We start from the raw sequence: 20,686 nt of genomic DNA on the forward strand, positions 1-20,686 counted from the left end.
TGACCGGTGGATAGGACGCCCGCGTAGGTTCATTGACGACAGTCAGTAATAACACCGCGGGGGTGTGACGCAGATGGACTTTCGAGTCCTCGGTCCGGTTGAGGCCCACAGGGACGGCGCAAGGGTGGCGCTGTCGGGGTCCAAAGTGCACACGGTGCTGGCCGCCCTGGTCCTGGCACGCGGGAGGGTGGTGTCCGACGCCCGGCTGAACTCGCTGCTGTGGGGGTGGGAACCGCCCGCCACGGCCGGGGCCCAGATCTACACCTACATGTCGCGACTACGGAAGCTGCTCGGCGACGAGGTCGCCATCGAGCGGCTGCAGCCCGGCTATGTGCTGAAGGCGCCGCGGGCCCGGGTCGACCTGCTGGAGTTCGAGCGGCTGGACCGGCAGGGCCGGGCCGCACTGGCCCGGCAGCACTACGCGGAGGCGGGGGCGCTGCTGGCCGAGGCGCTGGGCCAGTGGCGCGGGCCGGCCCTCGCCAATGCCTCCGAGTCGCTGGTGGAGAGCGAGCAGCCGCAGCTGGAGGAGGCGCGGATGTACGCGCTGGAGAGCCGGATCGAGGCGGATCTGGCGCTCGGCCTGCACGAGCAGCTCACCGCCGAACTGCTGGGACTGGTCGCCCGGTTCCCGCTGCGCGAGCGGCTGCGGGCACAGCTGATGACCGCCTTCTACCGCTGTGGGCGGCAGGGCGACGCGCTGCAGTGCTACTACGAGGGCCGCAGCCTGCTGGCGGACCAGCTGGGCATCGACCCGGGCGAGGCGCTGGGGTCCACCTACCAGGCCGTGCTGGAGGGCAACCGGGGGCCGGGGCCCGGTGCCCCGGTCCGGCCGCCGGCCGGGTCCGCCGTCTTCGAGGGCGCCGGGGCGCCCGCCATGCTGCCCCCTGACAACGACGACTTCACCGGACGGGAGGAGGAACTGGCGTTCCTGCTGGCCCGGTTGGGGAGCGACGAGGCGCCGCCGAGGGCCCGGAGGCTGCTGGTCACCGGGATGACCGGGGTGGGCAAGACCGCCCTGGCGCTGCGCGCGGCGCAGCTGAGCACCGCCCACTTCCCGGACGGCCAGCTCTTCGCCGAGCTGACCGGGCCGGACGGTCGGCCCAAGCACCCGGCGGAGGTCCTGGTCGGCCTGCTGCGGGGGATGGGCGAGCACATCGGCACCGGACCGGGCGGGAGCCCGGACGCGGACGGCCGGATGGAGCTGGAGGAGCTGGTCCGGCGCTACCGGACCCGCACCGCGGGCCGGCGGATGCTGGTGCTGCTGGACGGGGCGGCGGACAGCCGCCAGGTGGAGCCGCTGCTGCCGGGGACGGCCGGGGCCGTGGTGCTGATCACCGGCCGGACCCGGCTGACCCGGGTGGGCGGGGCGCAGACCTGCTCGCTGGCGCCGTTCGAGGACCGGGCGGCGTTCGACTTACTGGCCTCCCTCGCGGGTCGGGCCCGGCTGCTGGCCGAACCGGAGGCCACCGAGGAGCTGCTGGCGCACTGCGCCGGGCTGCCGCTGGCGCTGCGGATCGCCGGCAGCAGGCTCGCGGCCCGCCCGTACTGGCCGGTGGCCCGGTTGGCGTCCCGGCTGGCCGACCCGGGCGACCGGCTGTCGGAGCTCTCCTTCGGCGGGCTGGAGCTGGAGGCGGTGCTGCTCTCGGCGCTGCGGCAGGTGCCCGAGCCCGCCGAGGCCACGCTGGGCCGGCTGGCCGGGATCGGCTCGGGGCCCTTTCCGGCGCAGGCAGCCGCGATCCGGCTGGGGCTGACCGAGGCGGCCGCCGAGTACTGCCTGGAGCAGCTGGTGGACGGGGCGCTGCTGAACATCTGCGGGGTGGACCGGCAGGGCCGGCCGCTCTACCGGTTCCACGAACTGGTGCTGCTGCTGGCCGAATCGCCGGAGCTGGTCCGGCTGGCCGAGGAGCCCACGGCGGTGGGCTGAGCGGGCGGCCGCGGAGGCCGGCTACGCAGGCCGGCTGCGGAGGATGTCCGGGCCGGTCACGGGAGCGGTCGCGGGGCGGGCGGCAGTCCCCCCGCGACCGCTGTTCCCGGGCCCGCTGCTCCAGCAGCGGGCCGGCCGCGAGCGCCCCGCCCAGCCGGGCCGACTCCAGGCCCAGCACCCTGGCCCGGTCCGGGCGGCCGAGGCTCAGCTCGATCTGCGCCATCTGGTCCAGCACCTCGGCCTCCGAGGCGAGGTCGCCCACCGTGCGGAACACGTCGAGCGCCTCGGCCCCGCGTTCCATCGCCGTCTCCAGCTCGCCGCGGTCCCGGTCGATCAAAGCCATCTGGCGGAGGGTCAGGGCGCGGCCGTGCCGCTCGTCGGCCTGTTCGTAGAGGGCCAGGGCGGTGGTGAAGCAGCCGTAGGCCTCGGTGGGATCGCCGGACCGGCCGGCCAGCGCGCCCAGGGTCTGCAGCATCGCGGCCTCGCCCCTGACGTTGCCGGCGCGCCTGGCCGCGCTTAGGGAGCGCTCCCCACAGCGGCGCCAGTCGTCCAGGTAGTTGCGCCGATCGAAGAGCACCGCACTGGACAGGGTGAGGTCCCAGGCGATCTCGTCCAGGCCCAGCTCGGCGGCCTGGAGGATCACCGCGACCAGTGAGGGGCGCTCGGCCTCCAGCCAGTCCAGCGGCCCGCTGAGCAGTTGGGCGGTGAGCCCCTCCGGCAGTTCCAGGCGCCGGACCGGGCTGTGGATGATGCCGAAGTCCCCACCCCGGCAGCGTTGGTGGGCCCGTTCGGCGACATGGAGGTAGGCCTGGAAGACCCGCTCCAGCGCGGCCCGGCGCTCGGTCGGGCCGTCCTGCTCCTCGGCGCGCTCGCGGGCGAACAGGCGGAGCAGGTTCTGGAACCGGTAGCGCGGGTGCCCGGCGGTGTCCCGGCCCGCCACGTCCAGCAGTTGGGCGTCGACCAGCTGCTCGATCAGCCGTTCCGCGTCGTAGAGCCCGGTGTTCAGCAGGGCGGCGCCGACCCAGGCGGAGAAGTCCGGGAGGTCCAGCATCCCCAGGCTCCGGTAGAGCCGGGCCGCGGGCTCGGAGAGGTAGCGATAGCTCAGTGCGAAACTCGAACGCACTTGCGAATCACCCTGGCTGAGCTCGTTCAGCCGCTGCCGCTCGTCGCTCAGCCGCTGCACCAGGTGGGCCACGGTCCAGTGCGGTTTGGCGGCCAGCCGCGCCCCGGCGATCCGCAGCGCGAGCGGCAGCAGGTCGCAGAGGTCCACCAGCAGCTCTGCCGCGCAGGGCTCCTCGGTGACCCGGCCGTCGCCGACGATGGTGTCGAGCAGTTCCACGGCCTCGTAGCCGGGCAGCCGCCGCAGCCGCACCCAGGAGTCCGGCGGCCAGGCGACCAGCTCGGGCAGCTGCTGCCGGCTGGTGACCACCACGCAGCAGCCCCCGCCGCTGGGCAGCAGCGGACGCACCTGCTCGTAGCTGCGGACGTTGTCGAGCACCACCAGCACCTGCCGGTCGGCGAGCATGCTGCGGTAGAGCGCGGCGCGTTCGTCCGGGTCGGCGGGTATCTGCGCGTCCGGGACCGAGAGCGAGCGCAGGAAGCGGCCCAGCACCTGGTCGGCCGGGACCGGCTCCAGATGCTCGCTGTAGCCGCGCAGGTCGGCGAAGAGCTGGCCGTCCGGGAAGCGCTCGGCGACGGTGTGCGCCCAGTGGACGGCCAGGCAGGTCTTGCCGACCCCGGCCACCCCGGTGATCAGCCCGGTGGCCGGGCCGCGCAGGCCGGCGCCCTCGGCCAGCTGGGCGTCCAGCTGCGCCAGCTCGTCCTTGCGACCCGTCAGCGACGAGACGTCGGGCGGCAGTTGGGACGGGGTGCCGACCGGGACCGCGGCGACCGCGGCCGCCTGGCGGTCCTCGGCCGCGTTCTCCCGGTGCAGCACGAAGTCGCCGGCCGCGGCGGGCTCGTCCTGGAGGATGGAGTTGTGCAGCTCCCAGAGGGCGGGCCCGGGTTCCAGGCCGAACTCGTCGACGAAGCGGCGGCGCCCCTCGCGGAAGGTCTCCAGGGCCTCGGCCCGGCGGCCGGAGCGGTACTGGGCGGTGATCAGCTGGTGCCGGGCCCGTTCCCGCAGCGGGTGGTCCCGGACCATCGCGGTCAGCTCCGAGAGGATCCGGCCGTGGTTGCCCAGCTGCAACTGCACGGCGGTCGATCCCTCGTAGGTGTCCAGCCGCAGCTCCTCCAGCCGCCGGGCCTCGCCCTCGACCAGCCGACCGGTCACCCCCGCCAGCGGCTGTCCCCGCCACAGGCCCAGTGCCTCGTTGTAGCAGCGGGCGGCATCGGCCGACCGCCCCTCCTCCACGGCCAGCTCGGCGGCGGCCACCAGCGAGGTGAACTCGGTGGCGTCCAGCCGGTGGCCGCCGAGCCGCAACCGGTAGCCCGGATGCTCGGTGGCGATGATCTCCTCGGCGTGCCCGGCGGCCTTGAAGGCCTTGCGCAGTCCGGCGACGCACATGGAGACCTGGGTTCGCGCGGTGGCCGGCGGACGCCCGTCCCACACCGTGTCGATCAGGGCGTCCACGGAGACGACCCGACCCGGGTTCAACAGCAGCAGGGCGAGGACGGTGCGGTGCCTCGGTCCCCCCACCGTTAGTTGTTCGTCGTCGGAAGTGACGGACAGGGGTCCCAGAATCCGGAAGTCCAGCCGCCTGTCCATATCCTCCCTAGATCCCGATGGATGCCGAATACCGGCCCGACTCGGGTTTCACATTCGCTCATAATCGAACGGTTCGATGTTACAGCGGTTCGACGGACTACCGTCGAGTACGTGTCAATCTTCGTGACAGCAGCGAGTGTTGCAGCGAATGTTGTCGAGGTCCGGAACCCGCTTGAGTTGTTAGTGACCAGCCACTAGCTTGATTTGCATGGCAAAGGCGAGCATCCGGATGAGTGCTGCGGAACGGCGCAGGAGTGTGATTCTCGCCTCGGTGTCGGCATTCGCCAAGGGCGGTTACAACGGCACCTCCACCCAGGCGATCGCCGATCTGGTGGGAGTGTCCCAGCCCTATCTGTTCCGGCTCTTCCCGTCCAAGAAGGCGCTGTTCCTGGCGGCGGTGGAGTGCTGCATCGAGGACACCGTGGCGGTCTTCGAGGCGGCGGGCCCCGGGCTGGAGGGCGAGGACGCGCTGGACGCCCTGGCCGAGGCCTACTGGGGGCTGATCTCCGACCGGAACCGGCTGCTGATGCAGCTGCAGATCTATGTGACGGCCGGCTCGGACGACCTGGACGCCGCGGACCGGGAGCGGATCCTGCTGCTCTGGCGGCGGCTGTGGGACACCGTGGCCGCGCGCACCGGCTCCGACGTGGCGGAGGTCACCAGCTTCTTCGCGCACGGGATGCTGATCAACACCCTGGTCGCGCTGGGCGTCCCGGAGGGCGACCGGCTCTGGGAGGGCCTGGACCGGACGGGTCCTGACGCAGCGCCGGCCTGCGGGGCTTTACCGCGGTAAAGCCCCGCAGGGCTCAGCCCCGTACGGATCGGATCGACACGGCTCAGCCCCGGCCCGCCGCCAGCAGCAGCCGGACCAGTTCGTGGATCTGGTCGCGGCTGTAGGCGGCCAGCAGGGCGCGGGCCAGATCAGGCGGGGAGCCGAAGGGCGGCACCGGAACCGACGCCGGATCGTGGTCGCGCCGCCGCTGCGGCAGGCTCACCGGTTCGGCCGGCTCAGCCGCCGAGGACGCCGGACGGGAGTCCGGCGCCGCCGCGGGCGAGGGGAGCGGCAGCGGGGGGTGGGAGGCGCGTACCGCCGCGACCGCGGCCCGGGCCGCCTGCCGCTCCGCGCGCTGCAGTTCGGCCCTGGCCGCCTCCTCCCGCCAGGCCGCCACCTGCTCGGCCAGCGGCACCCGGGCCAGCCGCCTGGCGTCCCGCACCGCCAGGTCACCGGCGCGGAGCCGGGACTGGAGCTCGGGGGCCAGCTCCAGCAGCGCCCGGCGCTGGGAGATCCAGCCCGGGCTGCGGTTCAGCCGCCGCGCCGCGGCGACCCCGCTGCCCTCGCAGGCGGCGACCATCGCCTCCACCGCCCGGGCCTCCTCCAGGACGTCGAAGTCCCTGCGGTCGATGTTCTCCTGGATGGACGCGGCCAGCAGTGCCTCGCGGGAGGCGGCCACCTCGTCCTTGACGCAGATCTCCAGGGTGTCCCGGCCGAACCGCACCGCGGCGGCGTAGCGGCGGCAGCCGTTGACCACCACATGGTCGACCCCGGCGCCGAGCAGCGGCTCGTCCTCGGGCCAGATCCGCAGGTACGCCTCCCTGGTGACGGCCAGGCAGGCCTGCAGCTGGAGTTCGGCGATCGAGCGGAGGTCCTCCAGGTCGCCGAGGTCCTCGCGCGGATTGCGCGGGTTGGGGGCGAGCCGGTCCAGCGCCACGGCGCCCGCGAACGCCGACGCGGTGGCAGTGGCAGCGGCGGCGGCAGCGGTCCCCGGCTCGGCCGCGGCCGGGTCCGTGACCGCCTCGTCGATCATGCGGCGGCGACTGCTGCGGGGGCGGGCGGCGGCCTCGAAGGAGTCCGAGCCGCTCAGCCGCTCCGAGGCCCTCATCCCAGCCTCCTGGCCAACTCGCGGAACAGCTGCGCCTGTTCGCTGCCCGGCGCATAGCTGAGCAGCGGGCGCTGCAGCCGCACCGCCTCGCGCTGCTCCTTGCGGTCCGGCAGCACCGCCAGCACCCGGGGCTGCTCCAGCGCCTGCCACTTCTCCAGCGAGGAGGTGGCGATGTAGCCGCGGCGGGCGTCGTAGAGGTTGACCACCAGGCCCAGCTGGGAGAGCTGGATGCCCAGGTCCGCGCGCAGGTCCTCCATCTGGTCCATCAGCATGGTGAAGGCGGTCGCCGAGGCGTCCTCCGCCTGGACCGGGACCAGCACGCCGGAGCGTCCGGCCGGTTCGCCGTCCCGGGTCCGGGAGTAGGCGATCGCGGCGTCCATGCCCAGGCCGAGGCTGGGCGGGCAGTCCACCACCACGGTGTCGAACTCGTGCTCCACCGAGGCCAGGGCCCGTTCCAGGGCGTTCTCCCGGCTGCGCACCCGGGACAGCCGCACGTCCAGCAGGAACGCGTCCATGCAGGCCGGGAGCAGCACCAGGTCGCCGCTGAAGCCGCAGTCCAGCGTGGTCAGCAGGCTGGCCAGGCCGCCCTTGGCGTCGCCGGCCATGTGGGCGGAGAGGCTCTCCTTCTCGTCCTCGACCACGGCGACGCCCAGCTGCTGGCTCAGGTGGCCCTGCGGGTCGTAGTCGACCAGCAGCACCCGCTCGCCGCGTTCGGCCAGCGCCTGGGCGACGCCGCTGCTGACGGCGGTCTTGCCGACGCCGCCCTTCTGGTTGCAGACCACGATCCGCCGGGCGGTCCGCACCGGCCGCCTGGCCCGGGGGACCGGGGGCACCGGGTTGGCGTCGAACCACAGCCGGGCCGCCTCGGGCAGGGCCCGCGCCGTGGTCAGCCCGCGCGCCTCGCACTCCTTCCGGAACGCCTGCTCCACCCGCGCCCCGGCCTGCGCCGGGACCCCGCACCAGGCCGCGACCGCGTCCCGTACCGCGCGCCAGGGCTCGATCCCGTGCTGCGCCGCACGGACCAGCAGGTCCTTGCGCAGCTGCGCGGGCAGCCGCTCGGCGGCCCGGGTCCAGGTCTCGGTGCCGTTGTCCTGTTCTGCTACCGCTGTCTCTGCTACTGCTGTCCGTTGAGCTGTCTCCATGGCCGTACCATAGGCGGCAAATTTCCGCAAATGTACGATTCGATGCCGGTCTGTACGGCGCGTCGCCCCCGTCGGGTGCCCGAATTGGCCGGTCGCCGCCTGGGAATGTCAGGATGCTTGCATGACCATCCAGGCTTACTTCGACATCACCATCGACGACGCGCCCGCCGGGCGGATCACCTTCAACCTGTTCGACGACATCGTCCCGAAGACGGTGGAGAACTTCCGCGCGCTGGCCACCGGCGAGAACGGCTTCGGCTACAAGGGCTCGTCCTTCCACCGCGTGATCCCCGCCTTCATGCTCCAGGGCGGCGACTTCACCCGCGGCGACGGCACCGGCGGCAAGAGCATCTACGGCGAGAAGTTCGCCGACGAGAACTTCCAGCTCAAGCACACCAAGCCGGGCCTGCTGTCGATGGCCAACGCCGGCCCCAACACCAACGGCTCGCAGTTCTTCATCACCACCATCGTCACCGACTGGCTCGACGGCAAGCACGTGGTCTTCGGCGAGGTCGCCGACCAGCAGAGCATGGACCTGGTCAGCAAGATCGAGGGCTACGGCTCGCAGAGCGGCCGCACCAAGGCCAAGATCACCATCGCTGACGCCGGCGTCCTCTGACCCGGGTCCGCCATCGGCCATGACCACCTCCCGGACGGGGGTGCACCTCGGTGCACCCCCGTCCGCGTCGTTCCCGGGGCATCCCGGCGCGGACGGACCGGCGCGGACCCAGCGGCGCGGACGAAGCGGACGAAGCAGTCCCGCCGCAGGCATTGCGGCGGCACCGGCACGGAGCCAGTATCCAGACGAGGGCCGAGCGGCAGCAGCGGCCCGGAGCCGAGGAGCGGTGAGCGCGCTGGACGGTGCGCGCTGGACGGTGGGAGCTGATGGGCGGCAACGGCTGGCTGGCACAGGTCGGTGACGATCCGAGGCAGCGGGCGCGCGAGATCGCGCACGCGCACTCGGCGTTCGTCGCCGCGCCCGGGCGCGCCCCGGCCACGGCCGGCGCGGGTGCCGGGGTGCGCGAGGTGGTGGCGCAGTCCTGGCAGCGCTCCTCCGACGCCCGGGTCGCCCAGGACGCCGAGGCCCCGGTCACCCTCACCGACGCCGCCCTGCTCGCCTACCGCGCGGCGCACCCGCTGTCCCGGGTCATCGGCGTGCTGCGGCAGATCGTCGGCAGCGCCGCCGAGGACGGCGACAACGTGATGGCGGTGTCGGACGCCGCGGGCCGGCTGCTCTGGGTCGAGGGCAACCGCGCGGCCAGGGCCAGGGCAGCCCGGATCAACTTCGTCGAGGGCGCCCTCTGGGACGAGGCTCACGCCGGCACCAACGCCCCGGGCACGGCGCTGGCGCTCGACCACGAGGTGCAGATCTTCGCCACCGAGCACTTCCGGCAGACCGTCCAGGCCTGGACCTGCGCCGCGGCCCCCATCCACGACCCGGCCACCGGGCGGATCCTCGGCGTGGTCGACCTGACCGGCGGCGACACCGTGGCCAACCCCTACAGCCTGGCCCTGGTCCGGGTCGCGGCCCGGGCCTGCGAGGAGGCGCTCTGGCTGCCACCGCGCACCGAGGCCCCGCTCCGGCTGCCGCCCGAGGCCGACGGGTCCGCGGCGGCCCTCGGGGCGGGAAGCGCGATCCGGCTGGAGGCGCTGGACCGCTGCGAGGGCACGCTGCGGCTGGCCGACGGCCGCACGGTGCGGCTGACCCGCCGGCACAGCGAGCTGCTGATCATGCTGACGCTCCATCAGGACGGGCTCACCGGCGACCAGTTGTCCGACCTGCTGCACGGCGGACTGGCCACCGCCAGCCCGACCACGCTGCGGGTGGAGCTCACCAGGCTCCGCCGCACCGTCGGCGACCTGCTCAGCTCCCGCCCGTACCGGCTGACCGCGCCGGTGCAGGCCGACTACCTGGACACCGCAGCCGCCCTGCACCGGGGCGACCTGGCCGCCGCCGTCGCCGGCTACCCGGGACCGCTGCTGCCCAGCTCGGAGGCGCCCGGGGTGGTCTCCCAGCGCCGCTGGCTGGACACCCAGCTGCGGGCCTCGGTGCTGGCCGACGGCGATCCGCGTACCATCCGGGCCTGGGCCGAGGGCAGCGGCTTCAACGACCTCCAGGTCTGGGAGCGGCTGGCGGCCGTGGCCGCGCACGGATCGCCGCAGCGCGGGGTGGCGCTGGCCCGGGCCCGTGAGCTGAGGGAGGAGTACGGGCTCTGACGGGTCGCCTCCGACCGGCCGTCGGCCGTGCGACCCCGGGCCGCCGGCCGTGCAACGTCCAGGCAACGTCCCCGGAGTTAGCGTGCGCGGCAGAACCGCGTCACGGCGGCCGTCCAACGAGGGGCGGCCGGCACGGACGCGGATCCTCACGGAGGTCCTTCACCATGGCCCGTATCGCTGCGCCGGGCGAGTCCGGCGCGAAGATGAACTACCAGTCGCGCTACGACCACTGGATCGGCGGGGAGTTCGTGCCCCCGGTACGCGGGCAGTACTTCGAGAACCCCACCCCGGTGACCGGACAGAACTTCTGCGAGATCGCCCGCGGCACCGCCGAGGACGTCGAGGCGGCCCTGGACGCGGCGCACGCCGCCGCACCCGCCTGGGGCCGGACCTCCGCCGGTGACCGGGCGAACATCCTCAACCGCATCGCCGACCGCATGGAGCAGAACCTCGAAGCCCTCGCCGTCGCCGAGAGCTGGGAGAACGGCAAGCCGATCCGGGAGAGCATGGCGGCCGACATCCCGCTGGCGATCGACCACTTCCGCTACTTCGCGGGTGCGATCCGGGCCCAGGAGGGCGCGCTCTCCGAGATCGACGAGGACACCGTCGCGTACCACTTCCACGAGCCGCTGGGCGTGGTCGCGCAGATCATCCCGTGGAACTTCCCGATCCTGATGGCGACCTGGAAGCTGGCACCGGCGCTGGCCGCCGGGAACGCCGTGGTCATCAAGCCGGCCGAGCAGACCCCGGCCTCCATCCACTTCTGGATGAGCCTGGTCGCCGACCTGCTGCCGCCGGGCGTGGTCAACATCGTCAACGGCTTCGGCGTGGAGGCCGGCAAGCCGCTGGCGTCCAGCGCGCGGGTCGCCAAGGTCGCCTTCACCGGGGAGACCACCACCGGGCGGCTGATCATGCAGTACGCCAGCGAGAACATCAAGCCGGTCACCCTGGAGCTGGGCGGCAAGAGCCCCAACATCTTCTTCGACGACGTGAGTTCGGCCCGCGACGACTTCCTGGACAAGGCCCTGGAAGGCTTCACCATGTTCGCGCTGAACCAGGGCGAGGTCTGCACCTGCCCCTCCCGCGCGCTGATCCAGGAGGGCCACTACAGCGAGTTCCTGGACGCGGCGGTGGACCGCACCAGGGCCATCGTCCAGGGCCACCCGTTCGACACCGACACCATGATCGGCGCCCAGGCCTCCAACGACCAGCTGGAGAAGATCCTCTCCTACCTGGACATCGGCCAGCAGGAGGGCGCCAAGATCCTCATCGGTGGCTCCCGGGCCGACCTGGGCGGGGAGTTGGCGGGCGGCTACTACGTCGAGCCGACGATCTTCGAGGGCAACAACTCGATGCGGATCTTCCAGGAGGAGATCTTCGGCCCGGTGGTCTCGGTGGCGCCCTTCGGCACCTTCGACGACGCCATCAGGATCGCCAACGACACCCTGTACGGGCTCGGCGCCGGCGTCTGGACCCGCGACAGCAGCACCGCCTACCGGGCGGGGCGGGCGATCCAGGCCGGACGGGTGTGGACCAACTGCTACCACGCCTACCCCGCGCACGCGGCGTTCGGCGGCTACAAGGGCTCCGGCATCGGACGCGAGAACCACAAGATGATGCTGGACCACTACCAGCAGACCAAGAACCTGCTGGTCAGCTACTCGCCCAAGAAGCTCGGGTTCTTCTAGCCATGAGTGCCGACGCGGTCTCCCGGGTCGCCGTGACCGCCGCCGCCGAGGCGGTGCTGCGCAAGCTCCACGCCGTCAACGGCCCGCTGATGTTCCACCAGTCGGGCGGCTGCTGCGACGGGAGTTCGCCGATGTGCTACGTCGAGGGCGAGTTCAGGACCGGCGCGTCGGACGTGCTGCTGGCCTCGCTGCCGATCGCGGAGGTGCCCGAACCGGTCACCTTCTGGATGTCCAAGGACCAGTTCGAGCGCTGGCGGCACACCCACCTCACCGTGGACGTGGTGCCCGGGCGCGGCGGCGGGTTCTCGCTCGAAGCGCCGGAGGGGGTGCGCTTCCTGATCCGCTCACGGCTGCTGACACCGGAGGAGACGAAGGTGCTGGACAGCAGCGAGTGAGCCACCGTACGGCCGGGGTCCGCTGTCAGGGGCAGACTCCGGCCGTACGGTTCAACCGTCCCGGTTCACCCGTCCCGGTTCACCCGTCCCGGTTCACCCGTCCCGGTTCACCCGTCCCGGCTCACCCGTTCCGGATCAGCCGACCTGGGGCGCCACCTGATCGGCGATCAGCTCCAGCTGGTCCAGGTCGTGCAGGTCCAGGATCTGGAAGTAGAAGCGGGTGCTGCCGGTCTCCGCGTACCGGCCGATCCGGTCGGCCACCTCGGCCGGCGTCCCGGCCAGGCCGTTGGCCTTGAGCTCGTCCACCTCGCGGCCGATCGCGGCCGCCCGCCGGGCCACCTCGGCGTCGTCCCGGCCGACGCAGGCCACCAGGGCGTTGGAGTACACCATGTCGTCCTCGGCGCGCCCGAGCTCCGCGCAGGCGGCGCGGACCCGGCCGATCTGGGTGCGGGTGTCCTCGACCGAGACGAAGGGGAGGTTGAACTCGGTGGCGTAACGCGCCGCCAGGGCCGGCAGCCGGGTCGGTCCCATGCCGCCGACCAGCACCGGAACCCGGTCCTGCACCGGCTTGGGCAGCGCCGGGGAGTCCTTCAGCTGGTAGTAGCTGCCGTCGTAGCTGAACGTGTCGCCGGGCTTGGTCTCCCACAGCCCGGTGACGATCGCCAGCTGCTCCTCGAAGCGGTCGATCCGCTTGGACGGGAAGGGGATGCCGTAGGCGGTGTGTTCCTCCTCGTACCAGCCCGCGCCCAGGCCCAGCTCGATCCGGCCGCCGCTCATCGCGTCCACCTGGGCGACCTGGATGGCCAGCACCCCCGGCAGCCGGAAGGTGCCGGCGGTCATCAGCGTGCCGAGCCGGATCCGCTCGGTCTCCCTGGCCAGGCCGGCCAGGGTGATCCAGGCGTCGGTGGGGCCGGGCAGGCCGTCGCCGTCGCCCATCACGAGGTAGTGGTCGGAGCGGAAGAAGGCGTCGAAGCCCAACTGCTCGCTCGCCCGGGCGACCGCCAGCAGCGTGTCGTAGGAGGCCCCCTGCTGGGGCTCGGTGAAGATGCGCAGGTCCATAGGGACCATCCTGCCCCAAGGGGCTGGTGGGACCAGTGGGACCGGTGGGGCCGGTGTGGTGCCGCGGGCGTGGCGTCCCGCCGAGCGGCTCCGCCCGGGTGCGGCGGCGCGGTTTGACGCTGCGTCATCCGCTCCGGTGCGCCCGCATGCTACTCGACGGGATCACTCCGCTTCCGCCGGCCGAGCGGCCTTGACGGTTCCTATGCACCACCCGGTCCGGCCTGTCCTGCGTCCCGGTGAAGAGTGACCTGATTCACAACCTGATCACTCTGTCGCCGGGGCCGGGTGGAGGCGCATTCTGTGGGGACCATGGCGGACCAGGGAGGCTGCGCGTGAGCGAGAAGCTCGGACAGACACGGATCGTGCGACTCGCCGAGGCGGACCCGAGCGACGCGGAGATCGCGGGCTGGCACCAGGTACGGACCGAGACCGCGGAGGAGGCCGGCTCCGACGCCCCGGAGCGCGACGCCGCCGCCACCGCGGCGCTGCTCCGCGACCCGCGGCCGCTGGATCCGGTGGTGCGCTGGCTGGCCTGGGACGGGGACACCGCGGTCGGCCTGGCCTGGGTCCGGCTGCACCGGTCCGAGGGCAGGCGGCAGGTCGCCAACTGCCGGATCGCGGTACTGGAGGACCGCTACGGCCAGGGCGTCGCCGAGGCGCTGCTCGACGAGGTGGTGGCGGTGGCCGTGGCGGACGGTCGGAGCAATCTGCTGACCAGCACCTCGGTCGGCTCCACCGGCGAGGAGTTCCTGGTCGGCGCCGGGTTCGGGCTGGGGGCGGACTTCAGCCGGCTGCGGCTGCTGGTCGCCGGCTGCGACCAGGAGGAACTGCGCGCCACCGTGAAGTCCGCCAGCGAGGGCTACAGCCTGGTGCGCTGGCAGGGGGTGCCGCCGGGCGACCTGATCGGCCCGTTCGCCGCCACCCGCGAGGCGATGAACGACATGCCCGTCGACGAGCTGGAACTCGGCCGGATCAGCTGGGACGAGGACCGGGTCCGGGCCAACGCCAGGTCGGCGGCCCAACGCGGGCAGACGCTGCTCACCGTCGCCGCGCTGGGGCTGGACGAGCAGGGCGCCGAGGTGGTCGCCGGCTTCAGCGAGATCGTCCTGGAGGGCGGCGGAAGCGTCCGGGCCCGGCAGTCCGACACCGTGGTGCTCAGGGGGCACCGCGGCCGGGGCCTCGGCCTGTGGGTGAAGGCCGCCATGCTGGAGTGGCTCATCGGCGCCCATCCGGAGATCGAGGAGGTGCTGACGGCCTGCCTGGTCAGCAATGTCCACATGATCGCCATCAATGAGCAGATCGGCTTCCTGCCGATCCGGGGCGAGCGGTACTACCAGCTGGCGCTGTAGCGAACGGCGGGCGACACGGCGGGTGCGGAGCGGTCCGTCCGGCTAGGGTGAACAGGGCACCACCGCCACCACCGCATCGATCGCAGGAGGTATCCGGCGTGGCAACCACACGTGTCGCAACGACTGCTTGGGAAGGCTCGCTGCTGGAGGGCAAGGGAGTCGTCTCCCTGGACACCTCCGGGGTCGGCGAGTTCCCGGTGACCTGGGCCTCCCGGGCCGAGACCGCCAACGGGAAGACCAGTCCGGAGGAGCTGATCGCCGCGGCCCACTCCAGCTGCTTCTCGATGGCGCTGTCGCACGGCCTCACCGGCGCCGGCACCCCGCCGACCCGGCTGGAGACCTCGGCCGAGGTGACCTTCCAGCCGGGCACCGGGATCACCGGCATCCATCTGACCGTCAAGGGCACCGTGCCCGGCCTGGACGAGGCCGACTTCGTCAAGGCGGCCGAGGACGCCAAGGCCAACTGCCCGGTGAGCCAGGCCCTTTCGGGTACCACGATCACGCTGACGGCCGGTCTGGCCTGATCCGCCGATCCGCCGTGCCAACCCGGTGCCCCCGACCGCTCCGGTCGGGGGCACCGGCGCGTCCGGGCCGTTTCGCGCCGTCCCGCCACCACCCGCGCTGTCCCCGCAGGAGTGAATCGTTCCGGGAATGGTGGCCGGGGCGATCCCTCCCATTTATGATCACAACCGTGCGTAGCGGCTGATCTAGAGCATCGGGAACGGGAGAGCTGTGCCAGGCCCGAGCGGCGGCGGCAACGAGACGGGCGGCACCGCGGGGGGAGCCGGCGGAGCGGACGGCACTGGGACGGGCAACGGGACGGGCAACGGGACGGGTAACGGGACGGAGGCGGAGGCCGTGGACCTCGCCGAGGCGCTGCACGCCAGTGAGACTCGCTTCCGTGCCGCGTTCACCGACGCCGGCATCGGCATGGCCCTGGTCGATCCCCACGACCGCATCATCGAGGCCAATCCGGCCCTGGCCGAGATGCTGGGCCGCTCTGTCCCCGACCTGATCCGGCTGCACATCCACGAGCTGCTGGACGTCGAGGAGGAGGCCCGCCGGGTCTACCTGGAGCTGCTCCGCGGCGACCGGGACCGGATTCGGCTGGAGAAGCGGCTCAAGCACCGCAGCGGCCACGCCGTGTGGACCAATGTCACCATCTCGCTGATCCGCGACGCCGACGGCCGCCCGCAGTACACCCTGGCCATGGTGGAGGACGTCTCCGAGGCCCGGCGGCTCGGCGACCGGCTGCACTACCAGGCCGTGCACGACCCGCTGACCATGCTGCCGAACCGTTCGCTCTTCTTCGACCGGCTGGCCGGCGCCTTCGCCGAGGCCGACCAGCGGATCGGCCTGTGCTACCTCGACCTGGACGGCTTCGCCGCCATCAACGACACCCTGGGCCACCACGTCGGCGACGACCTGCTGGTCGCCGTGGCCGAGCGGCTGGAGCAGCGGTTCGCCGCCCGCGGCCATCTGGTGGCCAGGATGGGCGGCGACGAGTTCGCGGTCCTGGTGCCGCGCAGCGCCGGGCCCGAGGAGCTGACGGCGCTGGCGGCCGAGGTGGTGGCGCTGCTCTCGGCCCCCTACGACCTGGCCGGGCAGCGGGTGGTGGCCACCGCCAGCGTGGGCGTGGTCGAGCGGCCGGTCCCCGGCACCACCCCGACCGACCTGGTCCGGGACGCGGACGCCACCCTGAGCTGGGCCAAGAGCGACGGCAGGGCCCGCTGGGCCTTCTACGACCCGGAGCGGATCGCCAGCCAGACCACCCGTCAGCTGCTGGCGACGACCATGCTCCCGGCGCTGGAGCGCGGCGAGTTCGTGGTGGAGTACCAGCCGCTGGTCTCGCTCCATGGCGGGCCCGACGACCGGGCGCCCGACGACGACAGGCCCGACGACGGGGCGCCGGTCGGCCCGGAGGACGCGGCCCTGTGCGGGGTCGAGGCGCTGGTGCGCTGGCAGCACCCGGAGTTCGGCAAGCTCTCCCCGGACCGCTTCATCGGCATCGCCGAGGAGACCGGCGCCATCGTCCCGCTGGGGCGCTGGGTGCTGGAGACGGCCTGCACCGAGGGCCGGGCCTGGCTGGAGCGCTTCCCGGAGAGCGAACTGTTCGTCAGCGTCAATCTGGCGGCCCGGCAGTTCTGGGACTCCGACGTGGTCGCCGATGTCGCCGAGATCCTGGGCAGCACCCGGTTCCCGGCCAGGCTGCTGCAGTTGGAGCTCACCGAGAGCGCCGTGATGGGTCCGGCCGGCCGGCCGCTGGAGGCGCTGCACGCGCTGGCCGCGATGGGGGTGCGGATCGCCATCGACGACTTCGGCACCGGGTACTCCAACCTCGCCTACCTCAGCCGGCTGCCGGTGCACGTGCTCAAGCTGGACGGCAGCTTCCTGGAGGGCTTCCAGGAGGGTGCCGAGGCCGTCGCCGCGGTCGCCGGACCGGGCCGCTACGCCCGCAGGCAGGCGGCGGACGAGCAGATCGTGTTGGCCCTGGTGCAGCTGGCGCACGCGCTGGGGCTGACGGTCACCGCGGAGGGCGTGGAGAGCGCGCTGCAGGCGGACCGGCTGCGGGCGGCTGGCTGCGACACCGCGCAGGGCTGGCACTTCGGACGGGCGATGCCGGCCGAGGCGATCGTGGAGCTGCTGACCCCGCGTCAGTGACCGTTTCATTGACCGTTTCATTGACCGCTTCAGTGACCGCTTCAGGGCTGCGGCAGCAGTCCGAGGCGCATGGCCGCAGTCACTGCCGCGGTCCGGTCGTCCACGTCCAGCTTGGTGAAGACCCTGATCAGATGGGTCTTCACGGTGGCCTCGCCGATGAACAGCTCGCGTCCGATGTCGGCGTTGGTGCGTCCCCGGGCGACCAGGGCCAGCACCTGGGTCTCCCGTGCCGTCAGCAACACCGCGGGGGCGGGGGCCGGGGCGGGCGTGCGCACCCGGTTGAGCAGGCTGGCCGCCGCGGCCGGGGCCAGCACCGTCTCGCCGCGTGCGGCCGCCCGTACCGCGTCGGCGAGTTCGCGCCGCGGGGTGTCCTTCAGCAGGTAGCCGGTGGCCCCGGCCTCCACCGCCCGCAGGATGTCGGCGTCGGTGTCGTAGGTGGTCAGGATCAGCACCCTGACCTCGGGCAGCTCGCGGCTCAGCCGGGCGGTGGCGGTGGCGCCGTCGGTGCCCGGCATCCGCAGGTCCATCAGGACCACGTCCGGCCGCAGCGCAGCGGCCAGTGCGCAGGCCTCGGCGCCGTCGGCGGCCTCGCCGACCACCTCCAGGTCGTCCTCGGCGGCCAGCATGCCGCTGAGCCCGGCCCGTACCACCGGGTGGTCGTCGGCCAGCAGCAGCCTGATCCGCGCCGGTCCGGCCTGGTTCGCGCTCACGGGACCTCCACTCGGACCGTGGTGCCCTGCCCGGGGGCACTCGTGATCTCCAGTGTGCCGTGCACCTGCCCCACCCGCGCCCGCATTCCGCGCAACCCGTACGAGCCCTCCGGCGCGTCGGCGACCGGCTTGAAGCCGCGGCCGTCGTCCACCACCTCCAGCAGCACGCCGACCGGGCGGTAGGTCAGCCGGACGTCGGCACTGCCGGCGGCGGCGTGCTTGCGGACATTGGACAGCGCCTCCTGCGCGGCCCGCAGCAGCACCACCTGGACGTCGGCGGGCAGCTCGCGCGGCGTGCCGAGGACCCTGGCCGCTACCGGCAGCCCCAGCTCGTCGCCGGTGCGGGCGCAGACCCGCTCCAGCGCCAGGTCCAGCGGCATGCCCTGGAGCGGGGCCGGGGCCAGCGCGGCGACCAGGGCCCGGGCCTCGGCGAGGTTGTCCCGGGCGGTGGCCTCGGCCAGGGCCAACCGCTGCCGGGTGGCGGCCGGGTCCTTCTCCACAGTGGCGTCGGCGGCCTGAATGAGCATCAGCAGGCTGGTGAAGCCCTGGGCCAGGGTGTCGTGGATCTCGTGCGACAGCCGCTGCCGCTCGGCCAGCACCCCGGCGGTGCGGTGCGCGTCGTCGAGGTCGGCGCGGACCGTCTCCAGCTCCCTGATCAGCGCCCCCCGGCGTTCCGCCTCCCGCATCATGATCTGGGTGAAGGTCCCCAGCAGCAGGGTGATCAGCAGTGCCAGCACCACATTGACCAGTGCCGTGGCGACATCGTGCTGGTGCCTGCTCACCAGGACCGAGCCCACGGCCAGTGCCGCCACCACCGGGTAGCGGATCCGGCGGTCCCGCAGGCAGCCGAGCAGCTGCGGGAACACGGCGTAGAGGATGGTCAGGCCGTTGGCCTCGAGATAGCCCAGGGCGAGCGTGGCGGGAAAGGCGACCGCCAGATAGGCGATGCCCTGGCCCCGGTCCTGCTTCAGCGCCGGGACCAGGAAGACCAGGTAGGCCAGGGCGACCACGCCGAGGAGCGCGTAGGGGATCCAGGATGTTCCGTCGCCGTAGAAGTTCAGGGCCATCACGGCGATCAGGAAGGCGAAGGCGGCGTGCCACATCAGGAACACCCGGCCGGCCCAGCTGTCGTCGACGGCGGTGGCCGCCGGGTTCCCCGTCCGCCCGGTGTCCTCGGTACCGCTCATCCGTCCTTGCGCCCCTTCCACCGGAACGTCCGCAGGCAGAGCAGCAGTCCGACCACCGCCCAGGCGCCGAGCACCAAGGCTATCCGCCCGTGCTCCCAGCTCCCGGCCGGTTCGGCGTGGACGTACGCCTGCGGCAGCAGGGCCGAACGCATCCCCTGGCAGAGCCACTTGAGCGGGAAGAAGGAGGCGAAGACCTGCAGCCCCCGGGGAAGCTGGCTGAAGACGATGAACACCCCGGAGACGAACTGCAGCACCGTCATCGGCAGCATCACCACGGCGCCGGAGTCGGCGCTGCGGATCAGGTTGCTGTAGGCGATGCCCAGCAGGGTGCAGGAGGTGACGCCGAGCAGGTAGACCCAGCCGAAGGTGAGCCAGTGCGCCGCGTCCACCGGCAGGCGCACCCCGAAGAACAGCCGGCCCACGGCCAGCAGCACGGCGGTCTGCCCCAGGCTGGAGGCCAGCACCATGACGATCTTGCCGATGAAGTAGGAGCTCTTCGGCAGCGGGGTGCCGCGCAGCCGCTTCAGCATGCCCAGGTGGCGCTCCCCGGCGATCTGCAGCGACAGGCTCTGCAGGCTGGAGCCCATGATGCCGACGCCGATCATGCCGGTGGTGAAGATCTGCGGGGTGGAGACCCCGGTGTCCGGATCCTTGTAGTCGAAGATGGTGGAGAGCAGGAGCAGCATCACCACCGGCATGGAGAAGGTGAAGAACATCTGCATCCGGCTGCGGAAGAACTGCTTGGTCTCCAGGGCGCCCCGGGCGAGTCCCAGCCGCAGTGCGAACGCCGGCGGTGCGGTGGTGGCTGCGGCGGCGGTAGTGATGGTGACGGTGGTGGCGGTCATCAGCGGTCTCCCTCGGGGCGGGCCGATTCCTCGGTCTCGATCATGCGTAGGTAGATGGACTCCAGGCTGGGCCGACTGACCGTCAACTCCGGTACCTCGCCGCCGAACCGGGCCGCGAGGTCGAGCACGGTGCGGGTGGGGTCGGCGCTCTCCAGCCGCTGCGGGCCGTTCTGATCGCGCCAGCCGACCACTGCCTTGGCGTGCCGACGGCCGCCGAGCCCGGCGGGGGAGTCCACGTCCACCAGCCGGCCCCGGTTGATCACCCCCACCCGGTCCGCCAACTGCTCGGCCTCCTCCAGGTAGTGGGTGGTCAGCAGGATGGTGGTGCCGCCGGCGCGCAGGTCCTGGACCAGGTCCCAGAACTGCCGGCGCACCTCCGGGTCGAAACCGGTGGTGGGCTCGTCCAGGAAGAGCAGGTCGGGGGCGCCGAGGATGCCCAGGCCGACGTCCAGCCGGCGGCGCTGGCCGCCGGACAGCGTTCCGGTGCGGCTGCGGCGCTTGGCGGTGAGCCCGACGGCCTCCAGCACCTCGTCCACCGGCCGCGCGGCCCGGTAGTAGCCGGCGAAGTTGCGCAGCACCTCCTCGACCGTCAGCAGGTCGAAGCCGGCTGCCTCCTGGAGCACGATCCCGATCCGCTGCCGCCAGGCGGCGTCGGCCCGGCCCGGATCGGTGCCCAGGACGGCCAGCTCGCCGCCGTCGTCGTCGCGCTCGCGGAAGCCCTCGAAGATCTCGGTGGCGGTGGTCTTGCCGGCGCCGTTCGGGCCCAGCAGGGCGAAGATCTCGCCCACCCGAACGTCCAGGTCGACGCCGTCGAGGGCGACCACGCTGCGGTGGTCGCCGTCCCGGCGGGTCCGGCCGTCCCGGTAGGTCTTGCGGAGCCCTCGGGCTCTGATCGCGGTGTCTGTCGGCATGCCCCCAGACT

The 20,686-nt window shown here is 72.8% G+C and carries 16 protein-coding genes and 1 pseudogene; 9 read left to right on the forward strand and 8 right to left on the reverse strand.

Translation table 11 applies throughout. From position 1 onward, the window contains the following. Positions 1-73 precede the first annotated feature (73 nt). Positions 74-1,924 carry an AfsR/SARP family transcriptional regulator gene (locus ABUW04_RS38165; protein ID WP_380568889.1) on the forward strand — a complete coding sequence of 617 codons (1,851 nt, stop codon included), beginning with the start codon at positions 74-76 and terminating at the stop codon, positions 1,922-1,924. A 277-nt stretch (positions 1,925-2,201) separates the two neighbouring features. Here ABUW04_RS38165 and ABUW04_RS38170 read toward each other — a convergent pair. Beyond that, positions 2,202-4,631, reverse strand: a pseudogene (locus tag ABUW04_RS38170) (AfsR/SARP family transcriptional regulator); the annotation flags it as partial. 208 nt (positions 4,632-4,839) lie between these two features. Between ABUW04_RS38170 and ABUW04_RS38175 the strand changes: the two are divergent. Continuing rightward, positions 4,840-5,424 (forward strand): TetR/AcrR family transcriptional regulator, encoded by a 585-nt coding sequence (locus tag ABUW04_RS38175; protein WP_380568890.1) that lies wholly within the window; start codon positions 4,840-4,842, stop codon positions 5,422-5,424. A gap of 43 nt (positions 5,425-5,467) precedes the next feature. Here ABUW04_RS38175 and ABUW04_RS38180 read toward each other — a convergent pair whose 3' ends face one another. Both ABUW04_RS38180 and ABUW04_RS38185 read right to left on the reverse strand, forming a co-directional pair. Continuing rightward, a complete protein-coding gene (locus ABUW04_RS38180; protein ID WP_380568891.1) occupies positions 5,468-6,511 on the reverse strand; it encodes a ParB/RepB/Spo0J family partition protein in 1,044 nt (347 codons plus the stop codon). After that, positions 6,508-7,653, reverse strand: a complete 1,146-nt coding sequence (locus ABUW04_RS38185) for a ParA family protein (protein ID WP_380568892.1) — start codon at positions 7,651-7,653, stop codon at positions 6,508-6,510. The genes ABUW04_RS38180 and ABUW04_RS38185 overlap by 4 nt, the downstream gene beginning before the upstream one ends. A 121-nt stretch (positions 7,654-7,774) precedes the next feature. On the opposite strand from ABUW04_RS38185, the gene ABUW04_RS38190 reads away from it, so the two are divergent. From ABUW04_RS38190 to ABUW04_RS38205, 4 genes are all read left to right on the forward strand, one after another. Then, entirely contained in the window at positions 7,775-8,272 is a 498-nt protein-coding gene (locus ABUW04_RS38190; RefSeq protein ID WP_030250148.1) for a peptidylprolyl isomerase, read from the forward strand. Between the two features lie 242 nt (positions 8,273-8,514). Further along, positions 8,515-9,870 carry a GAF domain-containing protein gene (locus ABUW04_RS38195; RefSeq protein ID WP_380568893.1) on the forward strand — a complete coding sequence of 452 codons (1,356 nt, stop codon included), beginning with the start codon at positions 8,515-8,517 and terminating at the stop codon, positions 9,868-9,870. 164 nt (positions 9,871-10,034) lie between these two features. After that, positions 10,035-11,558, forward strand: coding sequence for an aldehyde dehydrogenase (adh, locus tag ABUW04_RS38200; protein ID WP_380568895.1), 1,524 nt, complete (start codon positions 10,035-10,037; stop codon positions 11,556-11,558). Between the two features lie 2 nt (positions 11,559-11,560). Further along, positions 11,561-11,953, forward strand: coding sequence for a DUF779 domain-containing protein (locus tag ABUW04_RS38205; RefSeq protein ID WP_030250156.1), 393 nt, complete (start codon positions 11,561-11,563; stop codon positions 11,951-11,953). Positions 11,954-12,088: 135 nt separating this feature from the next. On the opposite strand, the gene ABUW04_RS38210 is transcribed toward ABUW04_RS38205, so the two are convergent. Further along, a complete protein-coding gene (locus ABUW04_RS38210; RefSeq protein WP_030250159.1) occupies positions 12,089-13,012 on the reverse strand; it encodes an LLM class F420-dependent oxidoreductase in 924 nt (307 codons plus the stop codon). A 332-nt stretch (positions 13,013-13,344) separates the two neighbouring features. Between ABUW04_RS38210 and ABUW04_RS38215 the strand changes: the two genes are divergently transcribed. The 3 genes from ABUW04_RS38215 (at position 13,345) to ABUW04_RS38225 (ending at position 17,022) form a co-directional block, all read left to right on the forward strand. Further along, entirely contained in the window at positions 13,345-14,361 is a 1,017-nt protein-coding gene (locus ABUW04_RS38215; protein ID WP_380568896.1) for a GNAT family N-acetyltransferase, read from the forward strand. A 98-nt stretch (positions 14,362-14,459) separates the two neighbouring features. Continuing rightward, positions 14,460-14,885: an OsmC family protein gene (locus tag ABUW04_RS38220; protein ID WP_030250162.1), complete on the forward strand. Its 426-nt coding sequence runs from the start codon at positions 14,460-14,462 to the stop codon at positions 14,883-14,885. A 334-nt stretch (positions 14,886-15,219) separates the two neighbouring features. Next, positions 15,220-17,022, forward strand: a complete 1,803-nt coding sequence (locus ABUW04_RS38225; RefSeq protein ID WP_380568897.1) for a putative bifunctional diguanylate cyclase/phosphodiesterase — start codon at positions 15,220-15,222, stop codon at positions 17,020-17,022. Between the two features lie 41 nt (positions 17,023-17,063). On the opposite strand, the gene ABUW04_RS38230 is transcribed toward ABUW04_RS38225, so the two are convergent. From ABUW04_RS38230 to ABUW04_RS38245, 4 genes are read right to left on the reverse strand one after another with little or no spacing between them, the layout of a single operon-like run. Continuing rightward, positions 17,064-17,732: a response regulator transcription factor gene (locus ABUW04_RS38230; RefSeq protein ID WP_380568898.1), complete on the reverse strand. Its 669-nt coding sequence runs from the start codon at positions 17,730-17,732 to the stop codon at positions 17,064-17,066. Beyond that, the gene (locus ABUW04_RS38235) at positions 17,729-18,919 is read right to left on the reverse strand and encodes a sensor histidine kinase (RefSeq protein ID WP_380568900.1); all 1,191 of its coding nucleotides are present in this window, start codon (positions 18,917-18,919) and stop codon (positions 17,729-17,731) included. Before ABUW04_RS38235 ends, ABUW04_RS38230 begins: the two co-directional genes overlap by 4 nt. Beyond that, the gene (locus tag ABUW04_RS38240; RefSeq protein WP_380568901.1) at positions 18,916-19,764 is read right to left on the reverse strand and encodes an ABC transporter permease; all 849 of its coding nucleotides are present in this window, start codon (positions 19,762-19,764) and stop codon (positions 18,916-18,918) included. Before ABUW04_RS38240 ends, ABUW04_RS38235 begins: the two co-directional genes overlap by 4 nt. Then, a complete protein-coding gene (locus ABUW04_RS38245; RefSeq protein ID WP_380568902.1) occupies positions 19,764-20,675 on the reverse strand; it encodes an ABC transporter ATP-binding protein in 912 nt (303 codons plus the stop codon). Before ABUW04_RS38245 ends, ABUW04_RS38240 begins: the two co-directional genes overlap by 1 nt. Positions 20,676-20,686 lie beyond the last annotated feature (11 nt).

Origin of the sequence: Streptacidiphilus jeojiensis, from assembly GCF_042510965.1 — a bacterium.
Taxonomy (GTDB): Bacteria; Actinomycetota; Actinomycetes; order Streptomycetales; family Streptomycetaceae; genus Streptacidiphilus; species Streptacidiphilus jeojiensis.